This window comes from Candidatus Leptovillus gracilis, from assembly GCA_016716065.1.
In the GTDB taxonomy this organism is placed as follows: Bacteria; Chloroflexota; Anaerolineae; order Promineifilales; family Promineifilaceae; genus Leptovillus; species Leptovillus gracilis.
Genome location: JADJXA010000001.1, coordinates 658,958 through 679,204, shown reverse-complemented (window position 1 = coordinate 679,204; position 20,247 = coordinate 658,958). Strand labels below are relative to the sequence as shown.

The 20,247-nt window shown below is 56.9% G+C and carries 11 protein-coding genes and 3 pseudogenes; 6 read left to right on the top strand and 8 right to left on the bottom strand.

What is annotated here, in order from left to right:
* Window positions 1–178 precede the first annotated feature (178 nt).
* From IPM39_02820 to xdh, 3 genes are all read right to left on the bottom strand, one after another.
* Window positions 179–1,231: a PIN domain nuclease gene (locus IPM39_02820; GenBank protein ID MBK8985003.1), complete on the bottom strand. Its 1,053-nt coding sequence runs from the start codon at window positions 1,229–1,231 to the stop codon at window positions 179–181.
* A gap of 780 nt (window positions 1,232–2,011) precedes the next feature.
* A complete protein-coding gene (gene ftsH / locus IPM39_02815; GenBank protein MBK8985002.1) occupies window positions 2,012–3,802 on the bottom strand; it encodes an ATP-dependent zinc metalloprotease FtsH in 1,791 nt (596 codons plus the stop codon).
* A gap of 281 nt (window positions 3,803–4,083) precedes the next feature.
* Window positions 4,084–6,663, bottom strand: a complete 2,580-nt coding sequence (gene xdh / locus IPM39_02810) for a selenium-dependent xanthine dehydrogenase (GenBank protein ID MBK8985001.1) — start codon at window positions 6,661–6,663, stop codon at window positions 4,084–4,086.
* A 482-nt stretch (window positions 6,664–7,145) separates the two neighbouring features.
* Between xdh and IPM39_02805 the strand changes: the two genes are divergently transcribed.
* The 6 genes and pseudogenes from IPM39_02805 (at window position 7,146) to IPM39_02780 (ending at window position 13,390) form a co-directional block, all read left to right on the top strand.
* Entirely contained in the window at window positions 7,146–8,426 is a 1,281-nt protein-coding gene (locus tag IPM39_02805; protein MBK8985000.1) for an ABC transporter permease, read from the top strand.
* Between the two features lie 14 nt (window positions 8,427–8,440).
* Window positions 8,441–8,905, top strand: a pseudogene (locus IPM39_02800) (ABC transporter permease).
* Complete coding sequence (locus IPM39_02795) at window positions 8,895–9,569, top strand: ABC transporter permease (GenBank protein MBK8984999.1); 675 nt, start codon at window positions 8,895–8,897, stop codon at window positions 9,567–9,569. The pseudogene IPM39_02800 and the gene IPM39_02795 overlap by 11 nt, the downstream one beginning before the upstream one ends.
* A gap of 120 nt (window positions 9,570–9,689) precedes the next feature.
* Window positions 9,690–10,655 (top strand): annotated as a pseudogene (locus IPM39_02790) (BMP family protein).
* Window positions 10,656–10,745: 90 nt separating this feature from the next.
* The gene (locus tag IPM39_02785) at window positions 10,746–11,729 is read left to right on the top strand and encodes a BMP family protein (GenBank protein MBK8984998.1); all 984 of its coding nucleotides are present in this window, start codon (window positions 10,746–10,748) and stop codon (window positions 11,727–11,729) included.
* A gap of 95 nt (window positions 11,730–11,824) precedes the next feature.
* Window positions 11,825–13,390, top strand: a complete 1,566-nt coding sequence (locus tag IPM39_02780; protein MBK8984997.1) for an ABC transporter ATP-binding protein — start codon at window positions 11,825–11,827, stop codon at window positions 13,388–13,390.
* A 307-nt stretch (window positions 13,391–13,697) separates the two neighbouring features.
* On the opposite strand, the gene IPM39_02775 is transcribed toward IPM39_02780, so the two are convergent.
* From IPM39_02775 to IPM39_02755, 5 genes and pseudogenes are all read right to left on the bottom strand, one after another.
* Window positions 13,698–14,804, bottom strand: coding sequence for a hypothetical protein (locus IPM39_02775; protein ID MBK8984996.1), 1,107 nt, complete (start codon window positions 14,802–14,804; stop codon window positions 13,698–13,700).
* Window positions 14,805–15,094: 290 nt separating this feature from the next.
* Window positions 15,095–16,538: pseudogene (locus IPM39_02770) on the bottom strand (SDR family oxidoreductase).
* A complete protein-coding gene (locus tag IPM39_02765; protein MBK8984995.1) occupies window positions 16,535–17,563 on the bottom strand; it encodes an SDR family oxidoreductase in 1,029 nt (342 codons plus the stop codon). The pseudogene IPM39_02770 and the gene IPM39_02765 overlap by 4 nt, the downstream one beginning before the upstream one ends.
* Window positions 17,564–17,723: 160 nt before the next feature.
* Window positions 17,724–18,791 (bottom strand): GTP cyclohydrolase I FolE2, encoded by a 1,068-nt coding sequence (locus IPM39_02760; GenBank protein ID MBK8984994.1) that lies wholly within the window; start codon window positions 18,789–18,791, stop codon window positions 17,724–17,726.
* Between the two features lie 310 nt (window positions 18,792–19,101).
* Window positions 19,102–20,043, bottom strand: a complete 942-nt coding sequence (locus tag IPM39_02755) for a squalene/phytoene synthase family protein (protein MBK8984993.1) — start codon at window positions 20,041–20,043, stop codon at window positions 19,102–19,104.
* Between the last annotated feature and the right edge of the window lie 204 nt (window positions 20,044–20,247).

Here is a 20,247-nt window from a genome sequence, read left to right as displayed (position 1 = left end):
ATTGCTCCAGTTGTTCGTTGTTAGTTGATAGCTGTTAGTTGGGAGTAATTGTAGCCGATCAGGGCATGGTGGTCACTGAAAACTATCAACTGCCAGCTCTGAATTATCAATCCCTGACTATCAACGGGATCGCCGGTAGGACGGGACCAAAACGAAAGCGAGGGACCAGTATAACCGGCTATGTTTTGGCAAAAATCATACGGCCGGCCGAGGTTTGCAGTACCTTTGTCACGGTGACCTGAGTGTTGTTGTCCATCAATTGGCTGCCGTTTTCTACCACCACCATCGTCCCATCGGGCAGATAACCAACGCCCTGGTCCATCTCGCGCCCTTGTTGGATGATTTTGACACTCAGCGTCTCGCCGGGCAGGAAAATGGATTTGACGGCATTTGCCAGATCGTTGACATTGAGCACAGCGACGCCCTGGATTTCGGAAACGCGGTTGAGGTTGTAATCGTTGGTCATGATGGGACAGCGCAGGTGGCGAGCCAGGGCCACCAGTTTGGTATCGGCTTCGCGGGCTTCGCTGACGTCTATGTCGCGGATTTCGGTGCGGGCGATGGTTTCGTTTTGCAGTTCGGCCAGGATTTCCAGGCCGCGTCGGCCGCGATTGCGCCGCAGCGGATCGGCGCTGTCGGCGATGTGTTGCAGTTCAAAGAGGATGAAGTTGGGGACCAAAAAGGTGTCGCGGATAAATCCGGTGCGGCTGATGTCGGCGATACGGCCGTCTATAATCACACTGGTGTCTAGCAAGATGTAGCTGTCCTCTTTGGGTATAGGCCCCGCGGGGCCGCCGCCGTTGGCATCGCCAGAACGAAAGTTGCTGATAAAGGTTTGCAGGTCTTCACGCCGGGCAATGAAGATAACAATGCTGAGGTAACAAAAGGCGATAGCGGCCACCAAAGGCGCAATTTGACCAAAGGGAGAGGGCAGCAGAGAAAGCGGTAAGGTGAGCAGGGCGGCGGCGACCAGCCCGGTGAAGAGACCGGCCAGGACGGCCGTTAACTTATCTGGCGACATCACCGAAAGGCGATGGGCAATAAAGCGCAGCGGACGGGTGGTGAGGAAAGGTGTGAGGATTAGTCCAGCCAGAAACCCAACTAAACCAAGTAGGACGACAGTACCTTCGACAGACGTTTCCAGAGAGGTGGAAAGCCAGCTGCCCAACATACCGCCGCCAATCGCACCTAAAATGGCCCCGATCAAGCGAAAAATAAATTCGAAACTGATAAAACCCATGTTTGTTTGCCTGATTCTCGTCTCGATAAATCAACTGGCGCAGATGGTATGCGATGCGCCGTGTGAACGCAAAATAGCCCAGTGGTGTGTCTGAAAACAAAAAGGTGAATACACATTATTGCATATTCACCTGCTTTGGGCTTTAAATTGACGGCCGTTCTATGGTAAAGGTAATAAAAGCTGTCGAACAGCGTGGAATTACAGTTTGTCGTGAAGCGAATTTGGGCTTTACCGTAGCATTTCATGAAGTAGGACAAACACACGGGTCTGCCCTGCTTTAATGACTGAGATGCTCCGTTTTACCAACTACATATGAGGCCAGGAAATGAATACACAATAATGTTTGGATGTTAACACACGTGGCGATAGACGACAAGATGGCCTGAACAGAATCGGCCTCATTTCGCAATCTTGCAGAAGGTCATTAGCCTACGTGTTTTGAGCGATTTAGACGGTAAGTCGCTGGTGGAACGTAAAAGTAACGGGTGAATTGAGGAGTCGAGCAGGCGCGGTTGAGTTTGTCAGGTTGTTGGTGAGCTGGGGAACAAACGATCAAACCAACCATTCCGGCAAACAGGCAAAAAAAAATGAGATGCCTTGTAAGCGGGAGCCTACAAGTGCATCTCTCGGGGGGGAGCCAAATACATTCTACCATATTCTTTATTAAATGCAAATTTATATGGATATTCATAAAAACTCGTCTGGATTTGCACCCGCCCTGGCAAAAAAAAGACCTGACAGCTCTTAAAGAATCTGTCAGGTCGGTGGTGTTTATACGGCCGTTTCCGGCAGCGGTGGTGGATTGTTCATCAACTGCTCAAACATCTCGCGGTCCAAAGTTTCCACATCCAGCAAGGTGTTCGCCAGCGCCACCAGGCTGTCTCGATTCTTGCGCACAATAGCCAGAGCGCGCTCGTAATTCTTCTGCAAAATTCCGCGCACCTCAGAATCAATCGTCTTAGCCGCGTTTTCGCTGTAATCACGGTCGCCGCCCATGCCCCACTCCTGGCCTAAAAAGGGATTGTTGCGCTGGCTGCCATAAGTGGGCAGCCCCAACGAATCCGACATGCCATACTGCGTCACCATCGCCCGCGCCAGACGGGTAGCCTGCTGCAAGTCATTAGAAGCGCCGGTCGTAATCCGGCCAAAAAACACCTCTTCAGATGCCCGCCCGCCCAGGGCAAAGGTAATCTGGTCTTCCAAAAATTCCCGGCTGTGGACCATACGGTCTTCTGGCAGCGGCATCACATAACCGCCAGCCCTCCCGCGCGGCACAATGGTAATCTTCTGCACCGGGTCGGTATACGCCAGATTAAAACTGACCACGGCATGGCCGGCTTCGTGATAGGCAACAGTCTTTTTGTCGTCTTCGCTCATCACCCGGCTTTTGCGCTCCGGCCCCATGACCACCCTGTCGAACGCATCCTGAAACTCTAACAGCCCTAGGACTTTCTTATTACGCCGGGCAGTAAAAATGGCTGCTTCGTTGATCAAATTCGCCAGGTCGGCGCCAGAGAAACCGGCCGTCAGCCGGGCCAGATCGGCAAAAGAGACTTCCGGCGCAATGGGTTTGCCACGGGCATGAACATGCAAAATCGCTTCACGGCCCGTCAGATCCGGCAAATCCACATACACCTTACGGTCAAACCGGCCAGGGCGCATCAGCGCCGGGTCGAGAATGTCCGCCCGATTGGTTGCCGCAATGACAATGATGTTGGTCTGGTTGTCAAAGCCGTCCATCTCCACCAAAATCTGGTTGAGGGTCTGTTCCCGTTCATCGTTGCCACCGCCCAAACCCGCGCCGCGCTGCCGGCCAACCGCGTCAATTTCATCCACAAACACAATAGAAGGGGCGACTTGTTTGGCTTTGTCGAACAGATCGCGCACCCGGCTGGCGCCGACGCCGACGAACATTTCCACAAATTCCGAGCCGGAGATGTGGAAAAAGGGCACGCCCGCCTCACCGGCCACCGCCCGCGCCAGCAGCGTTTTACCGGTTCCGGGAGGGCCAACCATCAACACCCCTTTGGGGATACGCGCCCCCACCTGGATGAAGTTCTCCGGTTCGCGCAGGAATTTGATGACCTCTACCAGGTCTTGTTTGGCTTCATCGGCGCCGGCCACATCTTCAAAGGTCACGGTCGGGCGTTCGGCGTCGCTGAGATTTTTGGCGCGGCTGCGTCCGAAACCAAACACATTATTGCCCCCAGCCCCTTGCGACTGGCGAAAGCCGCGCGTGAAGAACCAGATAAGCAGCAGCAGTGGGCCAACAATGATGACCAGGTTGAACAAACTGTTCCACATGGAGCGATCCACCACAACCAGTTTAACCTTGTTCGCGGCCAGAATTTCATTGGTGACGCCAAAGAAAAGCAATGTCTCTTCCAGGCTGCCGCCGGGGTCCAGGGTAGTGGCTACTTCACGGCCGTTGGTCATTGTCAGGCGCAGTTGGTCATTGGTAACGTTAATCGCTTCGACTTTGCCGGTAGTGATGAGGCTCATGGCTTCGGGCAGGCTGATCTGTTCCGGGCCTTGAAAGCGGCCGCTTAACCAGAACTGCATACCCACAACAAGGGCTAAAATACCAATAACCCACACCCACACGGGGATTCCAGGCCGATTTTGACTGGGTTCATTCATAACGAAATTGTCCGAAAAAGATGATTTACAGGTGGGACATCTATTTTAGGCGTCACACATGATTCATTTTTATTATCCCCTATTCGCGTAGCATTCGCACGCACCTTCCACTACTTCTCATGTTTTGCCAACACCCCCCAGGCCAGGCAAGGGTCTCGGATTACGGATTATGGGTCACGGATTACGGCTTACCCAATTCTACCCTAGCCCGTGCGGACAACGGTACGTTTTTTCTGAGGCAGTTGCAGCGGTAGTTTGGTGCGGCGCAGGCCATCGAATTGATAGAGGGCGTTGGCGACAGCGCCGGCCGTGGGGACGAGACCAATCTCGCCCACACCCTTGGCCCCGTAAGGTCCGTAGGGATCGGGCACTTCCACGCCGATGATTTCCATTTCGGGCATTTCTTTGGCGCGCAGGATGCCCATCTGGCGCAGGCGGGTGGATTTAGGACGGCCGTTTTCCATCACCAACTCCTCGCTAATGGCATAGCCCAACCCCATGTGCAGCGAACCTTCCAACTGCCCTTCAAACAAGGTCGGGTTAAAGATTTTGCCAGCATCGTGGGCGGCCGTAATCTTCTTGATCTGACCCTCGTCGTCTAAAATCACCAACTGCGTCGCGTAACTGTAGGAGTAATGGGTGTACACCTTTTCCACCATCGCCCCCGGCTTGGTGGTCCAATCCACCACCCACTCACCGCGATAAGAGCGGCCCACCAGTTCGGCCAGAGTGTGGCTTTGCAGATCCTCTTTGAGCTGTTTGCAGGCGTCAATGAGCGCGTTGCCCACCAGCGACGTGGCCCGCGACGCCGTCGTCATGCCCGCTTCTTGTTCGGCTATCGTGTCTATACGCACTTCAATCAGGCGGGGGTCAATGCCTGTTTCCGTGGCCACAACCTGCTGCGCCACCGTGTTCACCCCCTGCCCCATTTCCGTCCAGCCATGATCCACCAGCACCTTGTCCGGCGCGGCGATTGTTACCAGGGCCGAAGCGGCGTCGGGCATCCCATTGCCGATGCCGGTGTTTTTCAGGCCGCAAGCCAGCCCGGCGTATTTGGCGGCGTAAAATTCATCTTTCACCGCCAACAGCGTAGCCCGCGCCCCCGCGCCGGCTTCAATGACCTGGCCGGTGGCCGTCATGTTGCCATCTTGCAGGGCATTGTCATAGCGGAACTGCCAGCGGTCGAAACCGCCTTGCTCACACAAATCATCCACCAGGCTCTCCAGGCCGAAGATGGCCTGGTTCACACCGAAGCCGCGCATGGCGCCGCAGGGCACATTGTTGGTGTAGACGGCGATGGCCTCCACATCGGTGACGGGCACGTTGTAGGCCCCGGTGGCGTGGCCGGCCGAACGCTCCAACACCTTCATGCCCACGGACGCATAAGCGCCGGTATCGCCCAGGAACTTCACTTTGACAAAGGTCAACAGGCCATTGCTGTCGCAGCCAACTTCATAATCCATCCAGATGGGGTGGCGCTTGGGGTGCATGATGATGGATTCGTCGCGGGTAAGCCGCACTTTGACCGGCGCGTTTAGCAAGTGGGCCATCAGGGCGGCGTGGCCTTGCACGGTCAAATCCTCTTTGCCGCCAAAGCCGCCGCCGTTGGGGACCATAATCACGCGCACTTTGTCCAGCGGCAAGCCCAATAATTTAGCGACCTGGATGCGGTCGTCGTAAACGCCCTGGCCTTGAGACAACATTTCCAGGCCATCGGCGGTGGGATAGGCGATGGCTGCTTCGGTTTCCATGAAGGCATGTTCAATCCACTGGGTTTCAAATACCTTCCTGGCGACATAGGCAGATTTAGCCCGCGCTTCGTCCACGCTGCCGCGGCTGGTGTAGCTGCGCGACAGTTTGTTGCCGCTCTCGTGGATGAGGGGGGCGTCCGGTTCCAGGGCTTTGTGCATGTCAATGAGGGGTTCCAGCACGTCGTATTCTACTTTGATGAGGGCGGCCGCCTGCCGGGCAATTTGCTCCGATTCGGCGACAACGCCGGCCAATACGTCGCCGATGTAGCGGGTGGTTTCGCCGACGGCGATCATCAGCGGCCAATCCTGGCGGATGAGGCCGATGGCGCGGCTGCCGGGAACGTCTCCGGCCGTTACCACCTTCATCACCCCTGGCATCTTCTCCGCCTCGCTGGTATCCAGAGCCAACACCCTGGCGCGGGGATGGTCGCTGAAGCGCAGCGCGCCGTGTAACATACCATCCAGCTTAATATCGTCCACGTAGTTGTGGAAGCCGAGGACCAGGTCTTGGGCTTTGTATTTGGGCAGGCGGGTTCCGACACGGCCGTTGCCATTTGGCGTGGCTATCTCTTCTTCCTTACGGATGGCGGCGGCGGCATACTGCACGGCGTCTATGATCTTTTTGTAGCCGGTGCAGCGGCACAAGTGGGGCGTGAGCGCTTTGGTGATTTCATCGCGGCTGGGGTCGGGGTTTTTGTTGATGAGGGCGTTGGACTGCATGACGATGCCGGGGATGCAAAAGCCGCACTGCACGCCACCCTTCTCGACAAAAGCGTTGGCGTATACCTTTTGCCGGTACTCGCCCAGGCCATCGGTGGTGGTGACACGGCCGTTGGCCGCTTTTTGCATCGTCGTGACGCAGGAAAGCACAGCTTTGCCATTCAGGTCTACGGCGCAGCAGCCGCAAGCCGCCTGCGGCGCGCAGCCATCTTTGGCTGTGGTGATGCCTTCGTGTTCGCGTAAATAGGTGAGGAGTGGTAGTTCGGGGTCGCCCTCATACTGCCGAAGCTGCCCGTTGAGCCAAAATTCCATGCGAATCCTCCATTGACGTCATGTTCCCCAGGAAGTGGCTGACAGCCGGATGGCACGGGGAGTGTTAACAATCAATAGCCAACTATCAACTATTGATTATTCCATTCGACTCGCCAAGTACGTCAGCCAAAACAAGTCCACAAATTCCGGCGTGACTATCAATTAGCGGAGGTATGTTTGCCATCAGGTGGCAAATACTGTTTGTTGAAGTGCATACGGCCGTTTCCTACCGCATTGACCCTATAATAGCATAAGGGAAAAGAGAAAGTAGAGGGAAACGACCGTTTTTGACCCAAATAGCACATTTGTCACCTGCAATTCATGACATTCTTCTAACAGCATCTGGGCTTTCATAGCGTATAGTTACCCTTGCCTGCCGCTCAACTTGTTGGGTAAGCTGGCGCAACGAGAGAAGAAGAGTTAAGAGTCCCCTGATAAGCGAGCAGATTTAACACACAATCTTCTCACCTTGTCAACCAGATATGAGATCAACACCGGCGCAGCGCGGCGTTGTCCTCAACGAGGCATATGTGCAAAAAACAAATTTGAACCGTCAATTTTTTGAGCGATTCATAGATGCGCTTATGCCTGTTTTCGCCGTGCTGGCGGCCTTCGCCGTCGGCGCAGTTATTCTCCTCATACAAGGTGTCAACCCCCTGGAAGCCTATCAAGCGATGATTGTCGGCGCCTTTGGCAGTAAAAACGGCCTGGCCGACACCCTGGTTAAGGCCACCCCGCTGCTGCTGGTGGGGCTGGGCATTGCCATTGCCTTTCGCGGCGGCGTCATCAACATCGGCGCGGAAGGGCAGCTCATCATGGGTTCCTTGTTTACCACCTGGGTGGGACTGCAATTAGGCGAACAGGTTCCGGGCGTCATCGTTATCACCATTGGGCTGCTGGCCGGCACGCTGATGGGCGGTATTTGGGGGGCCATCCCTGGCTACCTGAAAGCACAGTTGGGCGTGAACGAAATCCTCAGCACCATCATGCTTAATCAGATTGCCATCCAGATTGGCTATTTTTTGCTGCGTGGCCCGATGATGGACCCCGCCGAACTGGCCGCCGGGACCAACATCCCCCATTCGGCCCGCCTGGCCAGAGCCATAGACATGCCCCGCTTTACCGACATCGCCCAATCGTTGGGGCTAACCCAATCGGCAAAAGATTTAAATTTGCAAGGCTTTGCCAGCGAGGTGTATGGCGTGTTGGTGGAACCGACGCGGCTGCACAGCGGCTTCATTTTTGCCATCGTCATGGCCGTGCTGGTATACATTTTCCTCTGGCGCACAACCATTGGCTACCGCATCCGCGCCGTGGGGCTGAACCGCCACGCCTCGCGTTACGCCGGCATGAACGTCAAGCGCACGATGGTGCTTTCGATGACTCTCAGCGGCGCGTTCGCCGGGCTGGCCGGGGCGGTAGAGATTTTGGGGCTGCACCACCGCATGTTCGAGCCAACGGCCGTATCTGCCGGCTATGGTTTCTCTGGCATTGTGGCCGCGCTGTTCGGCAAACTGCATCCACTGGGCATCATCCCCTCGTCCATCCTCTTCGGTGGCCTGCTGGTCGGCGGCGACAAGATGCAGCGGGCGATGCAAGTGCCCCAGGTATTGATCACCGCCATTCTGGGCCTGGTGGTCTTGTTTGTCGTCAGCACCGAATATATCGTGCGGCGGCGGCAAAACCGGCGAGTAGATGTAATCGGTGACAAAGATGAAGCTGTGGTCGAAACGGCGTCCACCACCCCGGAGATCAACGCATGAACGAGAACCTGACCTTGCTGGCTATCATCCTGGGCATCTTACATTCGGGCATCCGTTTGGCCACCCCCTACCTCTTCGCGGCCATCGGCGAAACCTTCGCCCAACGCTCCGGCGTCCTCAATCTGGGCGTCGAAGGCATTATGCTGATGGGCGCTTTCTTCGGCTTTTACGCCACCTTCAAAACCGGCAATCCCTGGCTTGGCCTGGTCGCCGCCGCGCTGATCGGCAGCCTGATGGGGCTGTTTATGGCCGTGATCAGCATCACCTTTCAGGCGCAGCAAGGCATCAGCGGCATCGGGCTGTATATGTTTGGCCTGGGCATTTCCAGCCTGCTCTTCAAGACCATGCTGGGGACTGTTGAAGGCGTGCGCGGCTTCCGCGAGTTGCGCTTCTGCGTCACCGACAGCTTTTGCCTGGCGAACATCCCGGTTTTAGGCGATGTGTTCTTCAGCCACAGCCTGGTGACTTATGGCGCATGGAGGGGGGGGCCCCCGGGGGGGGGGGCGGGGGCGGGCGGCCTTTCCCTTTTCCCGGGGCGCCCGTGGGGGGGGGCGGCCGCCCGGCGGGGGCCCCTGGCGGCGGGGGCCCCGCCCCCGGGGCCGGGGGCGGGGCGGCGGAAGGGGGGGCCGGGCGGGGCGGCGCCCGCGGGGGCGGCGGCGGGGGGGCGAAAGGGTCGCCCTGGTTCCCATCGCTACCTACATCCTCAACAAAACCACCTGGGGCCTAAAGATTCGCTCAGTGGGGCAAAACCCGGAAGCGGCCGACTCTTTGGGCGTCAGCGTCATCCGGGTGCGCTATGCCTCGGTGATTCTGGGAGCCGCCCTGGCGGGCATTGCCGGCGCGTCGCTGTCCATCTCGCTGCTCAACATCTTCCAGGAAAATATGACCAATGGTATTGGCTTTATCGCGGTTGCCCTGGTTTATTTTGGCAGTTGGACGCCGCTGGGGGTGATGATCGGCGCACTGCTGTTTAGCTCCGTCAACGCGCTGCAATTGTGGGTACAGGTCCTCAGCCTGCCGATCCCTTCAGACGTGGCCGTTATGCTGCCTTACCTGCTCACCATCATCGCCCTGGCGATTCCTTTCCGCCGCTCTTTGCAGCCGGCAGCCCTGACCAAGCCGTTCTCACGCGGCGAAAATTGAGAAATAGTTGGTCGTTGGTCGTTGGTCGTTAAATGACGACCAACGACCAACGACCAACTTTCAACTAAAAAGGAGAAGAAGATGAACAAAAAATTGTGGTTATTGTTAGCAGCATTGGTGATGGTTCTGGCGCTGGCCGCCTGTGGCGGTGGGGCAAGCGACCCAGCCCCGACAGCCCCTCCGGCAGAAGTGAGTGCGCCAACGGCCGTTCCCCCCACCGCCGCACCAACAGAAGCGGCCGTCGCCGACGTTTCCGCCGAGGCAGATACGTCCGGCATTGAGCCAATTCGCATTGCCATCGTCATGCCCAGCACCATCACCGACCTGGCCTGGAGCCAGGCGATGTATGATTCGCTGCTGCGCATTCAGGCGCAGGCCGGCGGTCCAGATGTGGTGGATATTGCCTACACAGAAAACATGTTCAACGTCACCGACGCCGCCGCCGCTATCCGCGATTACGCCGCCGATGGCTTCAACCTGGTCATCGCCCACGGCACGCAGTATGGCACATCGCTCTTTGAACTGGCCCCCGATTTCCCGGAGACCAGTTTTGCCTGGGGCACGGCCGTAGACTACGGCGCGGCGCAAGGTCTGACCAACGTCTTTGCCTACGAAGCCCGCGCTGAAGAAGGCGGCTTTGTGAACGGCGTATTGGCCGCCAACCTGAGCAAATCTGGGGTGCTGGGCGTGGTTGGTCCGGTGGAAGCGGGCGACGCCAAGCTGTACATTGACGGCTTTGTCGCCGGAGCCAAATCGGCCAATCCCGACATCAAAGTCAACGTCTCCTACACCGGCTCCTTTGGCGATACCGCCCTGGCGGCCGAAGCGGCCAACACCCACATCGCCGCCGGCGCCGACGTGCTGACCGGTTCGGCGCAGCAGGTGGTGGGCGCGATTGGCGTAGCCAAAGACAAAGGCGCGTTGTGGATGGGCACACAGTCCGACCAAAGCGCGTTGGCCCCAGACATTGTGGTCGCCTCGCAGTTGTTCAACTGGGATGGCGTTGTAACCGACATGATCAAAAAGCACCAGTCCGGCGTTTATGGCGGCACGGCGTATGCCCTGACGCTGGCTAATGGCGGTCTGGTGATGCAATTTGCCGATGGGCTGGAGACAACGGCCGTTGCCGCGGCCGACGCCGCCAGCGCCCAAATTGTCGCCGGCAGCCTGGATGCGATGGCCCTGGCCGAAGAAGCGACTCAGGTCGAAGAAGAAATGGTGGCCGAATTTGAATACCCGGAAATCGAGCCAGTACGCATCGCCCTGGTGATGCCCTCGACCACCACAGACCTGGCCTGGAGCCAATCCATCTACGATTCGCTGCTTCTGCTGCAAGAACATTACGGCGAAGACGTAATTGAAATCGTCTATACCGAAAACATGTTTAATGTTACCGACGCCGCCGCTGCAATCCGCGATTACGCCGACAGTGGTTACAACCTGATCCTGGCGCACGGCGCGCAGTACGGCACATCGTTGTTCGAGATTGCCCCCGACTTCCCGGAAACCAGCTTTGCCTGGGGAACAAGCACCAACTACGGCGCTGATGAAGGCGTAACCAATGTCTTCGCTTACGATCCACGCCTGGAACAGGGTGGTTATGTCAGCGGTGTATTGGCCGCAAAACTAACCGAATCCGGCATCATCGGCCTGGTGGGGCCGGTGGATGCCGGCGACGCCAAACTGCATGTAGATGGCTTTGTCGCTGGCGTGCGCGACACAAATCCTGACGTCCAGGTGAATGTCTCCTTCACCGGTTCCTTTGGCGATACCGCCCTGGCCGCCGAAGCCGCCAATACACAAATCGCCGCCGGCGCGGACATTCTAACCGGTTCGGCGCAGCAGGTGGTGGGGGCTATTGGCGTCGCTAAAGAAGCGGGCGTACCCTGGATGGGCGTACAATCCAATCAAACGCCGCTCGCCCCAGACATCGTGGTGGCGACGGTCCTTTATGATTGGCGCGCTACCTTGTTAGCTATGATTCAGGCCAATCAGGCGGGTGAATATGGCGGTCGGGTTTTCCAATTGACATTGGAAAATGGCGGCCAGACAATGATTTACAACGACAATCTGCCCGAAGACGCCGTGGCTGCCGCTAAGGCCGCCGAAGCCGGGCTTATTGATGGGAGTATCGAAATCGTTCCTATCCCCAGAAACTAATGAATTGTGAATTGTGAAGTAGGAATGGTGAATTGTGAATGAGTACCGTTCACAATTCACCATTCATCATTCACAATTTCCTATAGGTCTTTGTGATGGCTCAAGAAAACAACCTTCTTCCCTCTGGTTTGCCACGAATTGAATCATTGGCAATGCGCGGCATTGTCAAGAAGTTCCCCGGCGTGTTAGCCAACGACCACGTGGATTTCGACGTGAAAGCGGGCGAGATTCATGCCCTGTTGGGCGAAAATGGCGCCGGAAAAAGCACCTTGATGAAGATTTTGTATGGCTTGTATCAACCAGAAGAAGGGGAGATTTTGCTGAACGGCCGTCCCATCGCCATCCACTCGCCCACCGATTCCATTGCCCACGGCATCGGCATGATCCATCAGCATTTTATGCTGGTAGAGAATGTGACCGTCGCCGAAAATGTCGCTCTGGGGCTGAAATCGTCTAGAGGGGCGCGGCTGGACCTGGACGTGGTATCGGCGCGCATCCGCGACCTGGCGGAGAAATATGGGCTGCAAGTGGACCCGCAGGCCATCATTTCCAAGTTGGCGGTGGGCGAACGGCAGCGGGTGGAAATTGTGAAGGCGCTCTACCGTGGGGCGGCGCTGTTGGTATTGGATGAGCCAACGGCCGTATTAACCCCCCAAGAAGTAGATGACCTCTTTCTCATCTTCAAACAAATGGCCGCCGACGGCCACGCACTGATTTTTATCTCGCATAAACTGCACGAGATTTTTGCCCTGACCGACCGGGTCAGCGTGCTGCGCGACGGCCGGATGATCGGTACAGTGAACACAGCCGATGTAACCAAAGCCGACCTGGCCAACATGATGGTCGGGCGAGAAGTGCTGCTGACGCGCCACCGCCCACCGGTGGCCGTAGGGGATGCGCGGCTGCGACTGGAAAATGTAAGCGCCACCAACGACGACGGTAAGCCGGTGCTGAAAAACGTCAGTTTTGAAATTCGCAGCGGCGAGATTTTGGGGGTGGCGGGGGTGTCTGGCAATGGGCAACGGCCGTTGGCCGAAGCCATCGCCGGCCTGCAATTTGTGGCCCATGGGCAGGTTTTGCTGGAGGGGCAAAACGTCACCAACCTGTCGCCAGCGCAAATGTTTAACGCCGGCCTTTCCTACATTCCCGAAGAGCGGATGCACGACGGCGTGATCAAAAATTTTTCGGTGGCCGAAAATGCGATTTTGCAGGACCATATCAGGCCGCCGTTTAGCAAAGGCATCTTCCTCAACTTCAAAGAAATCGCCAACCATGCTCAAGAGCTGATTGAATCCTTCAACGTCAAAACGCCCAGCCGGGAAACCCTGATCAAAAATCTTTCCGGCGGCAACATTCAGAAGCTCATCCTGGCGCGGGAATTGGCGCGGCAGCCGCGAGTCCTCATTGCCGCCCAGCCGACGCGCGGCGTGGACATTGGGGCCACCGAGTACATTCACAGCCAGCTTTTGCGCCAACGCGCCGAAGGATTGGCGACGCTGCTCATCTCCGAAGACCTGGATGAGGTGAAGGCGCTGTCTGACCGGATTATGGTGCTGTTTGGCGGCGAGGTGATGGGAATCGTGGATAACGACGCGGTGACGGTGGCCCAGTTGGGCTTGATGATGGCCGGCGAGCGGGCGGAGCAAGTGTTTAGCGGATAAGGCCAAAGATTAAAGATTGGGGTACTCGCCAATTTTCGATCTTTGTGTAATGGTCAAAGATTAGTCAAACTCATCAAGTGAATGACATTGCGTCGCATTGTCATTCTGACGAGTCTTCGAGGAAGAATCCCTTTCCCGCCAACCGATAGGGATTCTTCGCTCCGAAGACTCCGCTCAGAATGACAACGATTCCTACTAACCCTTGACCATTACAAATTTTTGATCTTTGATCTTCAATCTTTCCGTTTTCCCCTCACAACCCCAATCCCCAGGCGTATTCCAGGCTGCCGAACCCTGCCCCATCGTCTCATAGGTGATGGGTTTGCCCCCACACGCAGTTTAACCCCTCTATCCTGAACATATACTCGTTGTAATTCCAATGCGTGCGCAGCCAGCCGCCCAACACCGGGCGGTCTATATCTAAATTGGCGTGGCCGTGGGGGACCGCCTGGAAGGAAATATAGTCGCCTTGTTTGTTGCCAACCTGCACATCAAAGTAGGGATGGCCGCTGTGTGGGCTTAAAATGGGCATGATGCGCGCCTGGTTGAAGCGGATTTCGGCCGACGGGCCGGCCCAATCCCAAAAGGCGCTGGGAAAAAGGGAAACGGCCGTCTGCTCTTTCCGGTTATTCTTAAAAAATCGGTAGCCGCGCCGCAGCAGATTTAGCCCCACATAAGGCACATAGGCCGAAAACAACGAGCCATCGGGGAAGACAGCCCAAATCCATTTCCAGGGGAAAGTGGGCACGTTCAGGCACACGCGCTGGAAATAGCCGATGCCGCTCAGGGTTTCCCGGCCGCTGGGCAGGTCAAATTCCCCTTTGAAGTTCATGCGCCGCCAGGCGATGAAGTGGACGCCGCCAACGGCCGTAGCCGCATCTATCGAAATTTGCGGCGATGAATGCAGGCAGTCCAGGTCGCCCCAGGCGGTGAAGTGGGCCGAACCCTTCTGGCCGCGGACGTGGGTTTCCAGGGCCAGTGGATGGTCGGCTGCGCGGCCGATAGACATGCCCACCGGCGCGTCATCGGGGCGGGCGGCCCAACTGTGGATAGAGTGGCCGGTGGTGGAAAGGGTGGTAACGGCCGTGCCCTTCACAAAACCTTCGTGTACCTGCTGCCCATCCCCATACCAACCATTAACCATCGCCGAAAAGCGGTCCAGGCCATTTTGAATGGGGCGATTTAGCTCCAGGCCGGGCTGCCAATGCCCACAGACACGAATCTGCCGCCCGACGCGGGTGGCAATAGAAAACATCAACTGCCGCCGACCGTACCCTTCCGCTTCTTGGGGAAAGAGAAGAAAGAACCACCAGGAGGAAGATGTGGGCTTTTGCCTGTGGGCCAATTGTGACCAGATCAGGTCTACCACGCGCTGATGTTCGGCCAGGGTTTTATAAGAGGGGGTCGTGTTCATGCCGTCTCCTTTGCGGTAAAAGCGAGTAGATGGACAACGGCCGTTGCTTGTGGCAGTCGGCCCGTTGCTGTCGTGTAACCCAAACTATACCGCAAAGTCAGCCGTTGGGGAGGAAAAAAGTACCCGGCGCGGGAAAACACCGCTTTAGACTGGACCAGGTCATAGGTTTGATGATTGGTTGGTTTGATGGTTGGTTTCTAGCCATCAAACCAACCAACGACCTGTTAGTTACCGCAAAGGTTATAATCTGACACTGTTGTCACCTCGTCAAATGTCACCCTGTCACCTTGTCAGGCATATCTTTCGCTGTCTCTTGCCAGACGTGCAATCATGCCGGAGAAAATAAGGCCATGAATAGGGTACAGCACATACCAATAGAGCAGCCCGGACAATCCTTTGGGGGCAAAAATGCGGTTTGTGTCAGACGGCTGCGCTGCTCGGCCAGGGGTTCGGCTTCAAACTGGAGCCAGGCGCGGCCGGGCACTTTCATTTCTGCCCGTAAACGCAGGGAACGGCCGTTTTCCACCGCCTCCACCCGCCAAAAATCCAGCGCATCGCCCACCCGCACTTCAATCGGGTCACGCCGCCCGCGGCGAAAGCCCACGCCACCCACCAACCGGTCGGCAATACCCCGCAGCCACCAGGCCCAATTCATATACGGCCAGCCCTTGTCGCCGCCCAGCTGCGAAAACACGCGAAAAGCATGATCCGGCGGCGCATTGACAATGCGCTGACGCCGTTCGATGATCATGCCGTCTTGGATGGTTAACGCCACCGGCACAGCATCCCCCTGGCTGGTGTATAGGGCGTCGCTCCAGGTTGTTTCTACCTGACCAGCTTCTAGCCGAGACAGGGCCAGGGAAACGGCCGTCTCATAGCCCACCGGTTCAATCTGCGGAAACAAGTCGCGGGCTTTGTTGTCGCGCACTACCACTTCATTGCGCAGCCCCTCAATCAACGGCCGGGCAATGGCTGCCGGGATGGGCGTCACCCAATGCACCCAATAAGATGACAGCCAGGGCGTCAGCACCGGCACAGGGAGCAGCCAGCGGCGCAAGCCGCGCACTTTGGCATATCCTAACATCATCCCACCATAATTTAATACATCTGCGCCGCCGATTTCGATGATTTCGCCAACGCTGGCCGGGGCGGTCAGCGCCGCCATCAGGTAGGCCAAGACGCTGCGAATGGCAATCGGCTGGACCCTGGTATAGACCCAACTGGGACAAACCATCACCGGCACACGCTCCGTCAGATAGCGGATCATCTCAAACGAGACGCTGCCCGAACCGACGATGACGGCCGCGCGAAATTCAGTCACCGGTACGCCCGATTCTTGCAGCGCCAGCCCGGTTTCCTGGCGCGAACGCAAATGCGGCGATAACTGCGCCTGCTCGTCGCCCAATCCACCCAGATAGATAATGCGCTGCACACCGGCCGCCTGCGCCGCCTGGCCAAAATTGCGCGCCGCCGTTAGATCACGTTCGTGGAAATCGTGGCTGCCGCTCATGCTGTGAATGAGGTAATAAGCCACGTCTATGTGGGCCATAGCCGTCGGCAGCGAGTCGGGGACAAGAACGTCGCCCTGAATGAGCTGCACGGCGGCCGACCACGGCCGTCCTTGCAGCCGCGCCGGATCGCGGGCCAGCACCCGTACTTCATGCCCCGCCTCTAACAGACGTGGACCAATCGGCCGCCGATATAACCGGTTGCCCCGGTAACGAGTAATTTCATGATGTTCCTTGTAACGGCGAAGACCTGGCAGGTTTAGTATCCATAGGCCGAAGTCCGTCGCTGGCACTCAGCCGCTGGCACTCAGCCCATAACTGCCGCCGTTCGGCGTCAGAGCTGCGGGTGTTCAGGTAAAACTTGTGGGTTCCACGCGCGCGCCGGTCGAACCAGAATTGGCCGCTGATATGGGCAGGCTGCGGCGCGGCGGCCAGCCAGACAATGGTGTCTGCGCCTTGATGGGCGGAACGCAAACCGAGGCGCATCACTTTGCGGAACGTGGGCAGCGAGCTTTGCACGCCGGGCGTGTCTACCCAGCCGGGGTGCATGGCGTTGACGGTGACGCCGGAACCGGCCAGCCGTTCGGCCATGAGTTCCGTCAGGACAATTTGGGCGCGTTTGGTCTGGGCGTAGGCGGTGGTTCCGTTGTATGGTTCGTTGGCGGTGTGGAACATATCTATGTCTAATTTTTGCGTATACATGCCGCCAGACGACACCCAGATGATGCGCGCCGGGGCGCTGGCTTGCAGCAAGGGGACCAGCAGGTTGGTCAGCAGGAATGGACCGATGAGATTGGTCGCCAGCGTTTGCTCCAGGCCATCTACCGAGGTTTGGCGTTGGGGCAGCAAGACGCTGGCGTTGTTGATGAGGACGTCCAGGCGGTTTTCTTGTTGGCGGAATTGGGCGACGAATTGGGTGACGGCCGTTAAATCGCTCACATCCAGCACAGCCAGATGCACCCGGTCATTGCCCGTTTTGGCAATCACCTGGTCCCGTGCCCGGCTGCCTCGTTCCAGGCTGCGGGCCACCATGTAAACCGTTGCCCCCAGGCGTGCCAGGCGTTCGGCCGTGGCCAGCCCCAGACCGGCATTGGCGCCGGTGATCAGGCACACCTGCCCGGTCATATCCTGCTCCACGTTGGCGCTGTTCCAGGTAAGCGCGCGCAGGGCATAGCCAGGCCAGGTGTAACTGGGCAAAATCAGTTGATCGAGCAGCGTATCGGCCGCGCGCAAAAGCCATTTTATCATCATAAAAACCAGTTGGGGGAAACTATGCTTGACAGGGTGACATCTGACCAGGTGACAAAAATGGCAGATTGTGACCTTTGCAACAATAGCAGGCAGAGGAGATTCTGTCAGAGGCGTCCGGCGTCACTTTCCGGTGACGCCGGACGCCTGACGTTACTATTCATCAGGTCGCCGCGGCCCGGTAGGTGAATGGCTCCAGATAAGCGTCATAACCGCCGGCGACGCCTTTGACGATGACGCTGATGGCATCGTGAGAGTGCAGCGATTCTTTGTGCGCAGCGAAGACGCGGAAGTCTAGGATACGCTCGTCACTGTCTAACCCTTCATACAGCAAGCGTACGGCGTCTTCCACAAATTTCAGGTTGGCGGCGTTGAGTTCGGCAAAGGCCTGCTCATCTTCGCGCTTCACCATCACCTGCGTTTCTGTTTGCAGCGTCTCGCGGGCGATGTCTACCAGGTCTTCTATCACAAAGTCTTCGGTGTACTCCACCGAAATCTTGGCGACGGAGCGCTGGCTGTGGGGCACGGCCGCTACGCCGCGGAACAGGTTGGCATGAACGCTCAGTTCATAGCTGCACGGGCAGGCCGAGGAATAGACAAAGTCCAGGTGGACAAATTGGCGCAGGCCCCGGTCCGGTGTGACAACTGTCTCCAGGACCACCGGATAGTATTGATAACCGGCCAGACCACTGCGCAAACTTTGCTGCTTTAGGGGGTAGTCGAAGGCGACGGCGATACGGGCGTTGGAGCTTTCCAGACTTTCTAGATAGCTGTAGACCACCTGCTGCAAGGTGTGTGGATTCAGCTCGCTCTCGTCGTATTCATAGAACGTGCGCATAATGCGGCTCATGTTGATGCCCTTTTTATAGGCATCCAGCGAAACTGTGCCGGTGATCGAGGCGTGGATTTGCAGCGGCTGTCCTTCGCGGGTGATGATGGTCATGGGCACTTTGAAGTTGTGTATGCCCACGTGTTGAATGGCGACGTTGGCGCCGCGGTTGCCGTCGGTGTTTTGCAGGTCGGGCAAGGTGGCCTTGTAAGCCGGCGTGACCATGAAGCTGAGGTCGTAGCGCTGCTGCAGGTCTTTGACCAGGCGGGTATCGGCTTTGCTGTCGGTGTTGGCTTCTGGGGTGGCTGGCACGGCCGTTTTGGTGCGGTAGTTGTTGCCATTGGTATAGACACGGCCGTTTCCATTCGCAGTTGGCGTATGACCATTGATTGCTTTGTACATGAATATCTCCTTATCTTGTGGGTTCAGTGAGTGTTGTGTCGAGAATTTGTTTGTGTAATAAAAGTAAACGCGCATCATGAAGCAGACGCGCAGTTAGGATGCTGGCAGCGTGGCGCAAGAATATTTTGCATTGTCTTAGACGTTTTGAGGAATCGTTTGCTTACCCGTTCATCAGATGCTCAGGGAAAGGGAGGACTCTAGCACCCGTATCACGTATCCCATATTCGGTAATCCGTGTCCCGTATTCCGTAGGGGGAAGCCTATGGAGTACGCGCACTGAAAACTGAATACCGACTACTGGATACTGCTGCTAATGGCGACTGCGCCACCAAAGACCAGGCATACGGCGCAGTTTGCCCCACGTACTAACGAAGGCGCGCCGATGAAACACATCGTAGCTATTGGCTTCGATATTGTCCAGGATACCACGATACAAACCGGCGGCGGCGGCAATGGCGAAACGGCCGTCTTCATGCAGCATCGCAATGCCCGGCGCTGCCTCTTCATACAGTTGGTGGTTGCGCTCGATCTGAAAGCGCATGAACGACCGCCATTTATCGTCCACCACGCCGGCGGCAATGTTTTCTTCAGACAGACCAAACTCTACCATTTCTTCGCGCGGCAGATACAAACGGCCGCGCCGCCAGTCTTCGCCCACATCGCGCAAAATGTTGGTCATTTGCAGCGCCAGCCCTAACTTGATGGCGTAAGGGATAGCATTTACACCAGAGAAGCCGATGACGTGCATACTCATCAACCCTACAGTGGAAGCAACTCCGTAGCTATAAGTGGCTAAATCTTCAAAGGTTTCATACCGGTTTTGCACCATATCCCGCGAGACGCCTTCCAAAAGTTGTTCGGCATAACGTAGGGGAATCTGGTAGCGCAAACGCGCATCGGCCCAGGCGACGGCCGGCAGATTATCACTGGATGGATGGTTAGAAAAAGCCTGTTGCCGCCACTGCGCTAATGTTGCGGATACGTCCACCTGCTGGCAGTCTACAATGTCATCGGTAATGCGACAAAAGGCGTACAACGCGCGCACGGCGCGTCGCTTTTCCAACGGCAGCAGGCTAGACGCCATATGGAAAGAACGGCTGTGTTTGGCAGTAATGGCATCACATTGGGCGTAGGCTTCGCTGAGCAAATTTTCGTCAGCAACTGGAGCGTTGGAACTAACAGATCCCACGTGCCATGCCTCATCTGCCAACATCAACAACCGGTTCTCCCAGGTTCGCGTCTGTACAACCATTAATCCTTCTCCTCTCTAACTAACTGGCGACCTCTGAAATTTTGTCAATCCCGCAGGTCTTGTTTATTTGGTCAAGTTAGTTGCCCCTGGCAGCTGTAGACGGGGGCAATCAACTTGGCGGTTTAGTTTCTATTGTAATAGAAACCTGGAAATATGAACGGCCGTTATACCTTCTACGTATTACCTTTCTAAATGGTTGCCTGG

Excerpts from the sequence above, each read along its gene's own strand:
- IPM39_02795 (MBK8984999.1), top strand. The coding sequence starts at position 8,895 with ATGGCGCATGGAGGGGGGGGCCCCCGGGGGGGGGGGCGGGGGCGGGCG.
- IPM39_02780 (MBK8984997.1), top strand. The coding sequence starts at position 11,825 with ATGGCTCAAGAAAACAACCTTCTTCCCTCTGGTTTGCCACGAATTGAA.
- IPM39_02805 (MBK8985000.1), top strand. The coding sequence starts at position 7,146 with ATGAGATCAACACCGGCGCAGCGCGGCGTTGTCCTCAACGAGGCATAT.
- IPM39_02775 (MBK8984996.1), bottom strand. The coding sequence starts at position 14,804 with ATGAACACGACCCCCTCTTATAAAACCCTGGCCGAACATCAGCGCGTG.
- IPM39_02765 (MBK8984995.1), bottom strand. The coding sequence starts at position 17,563 with ATGATGATAAAATGGCTTTTGCGCGCGGCCGATACGCTGCTCGATCAA.
- ftsH (MBK8985002.1), bottom strand. The coding sequence starts at position 3,802 with ATGCAGTTCTGGTTAAGCGGCCGCTTTCAAGGCCCGGAACAGATCAGC.
- xdh (MBK8985001.1), bottom strand. The coding sequence starts at position 6,663 with ATGGAATTTTGGCTCAACGGGCAGCTTCGGCAGTATGAGGGCGACCCC.
- IPM39_02760 (MBK8984994.1), bottom strand. The coding sequence starts at position 18,791 with ATGTACAAAGCAATCAATGGTCATACGCCAACTGCGAATGGAAACGGC.
- IPM39_02755 (MBK8984993.1), bottom strand. The coding sequence starts at position 20,043 with ATGGTTGTACAGACGCGAACCTGGGAGAACCGGTTGTTGATGTTGGCA.
- IPM39_02785 (MBK8984998.1), top strand. The coding sequence starts at position 10,746 with ATGGCCCTGGCCGAAGAAGCGACTCAGGTCGAAGAAGAAATGGTGGCC.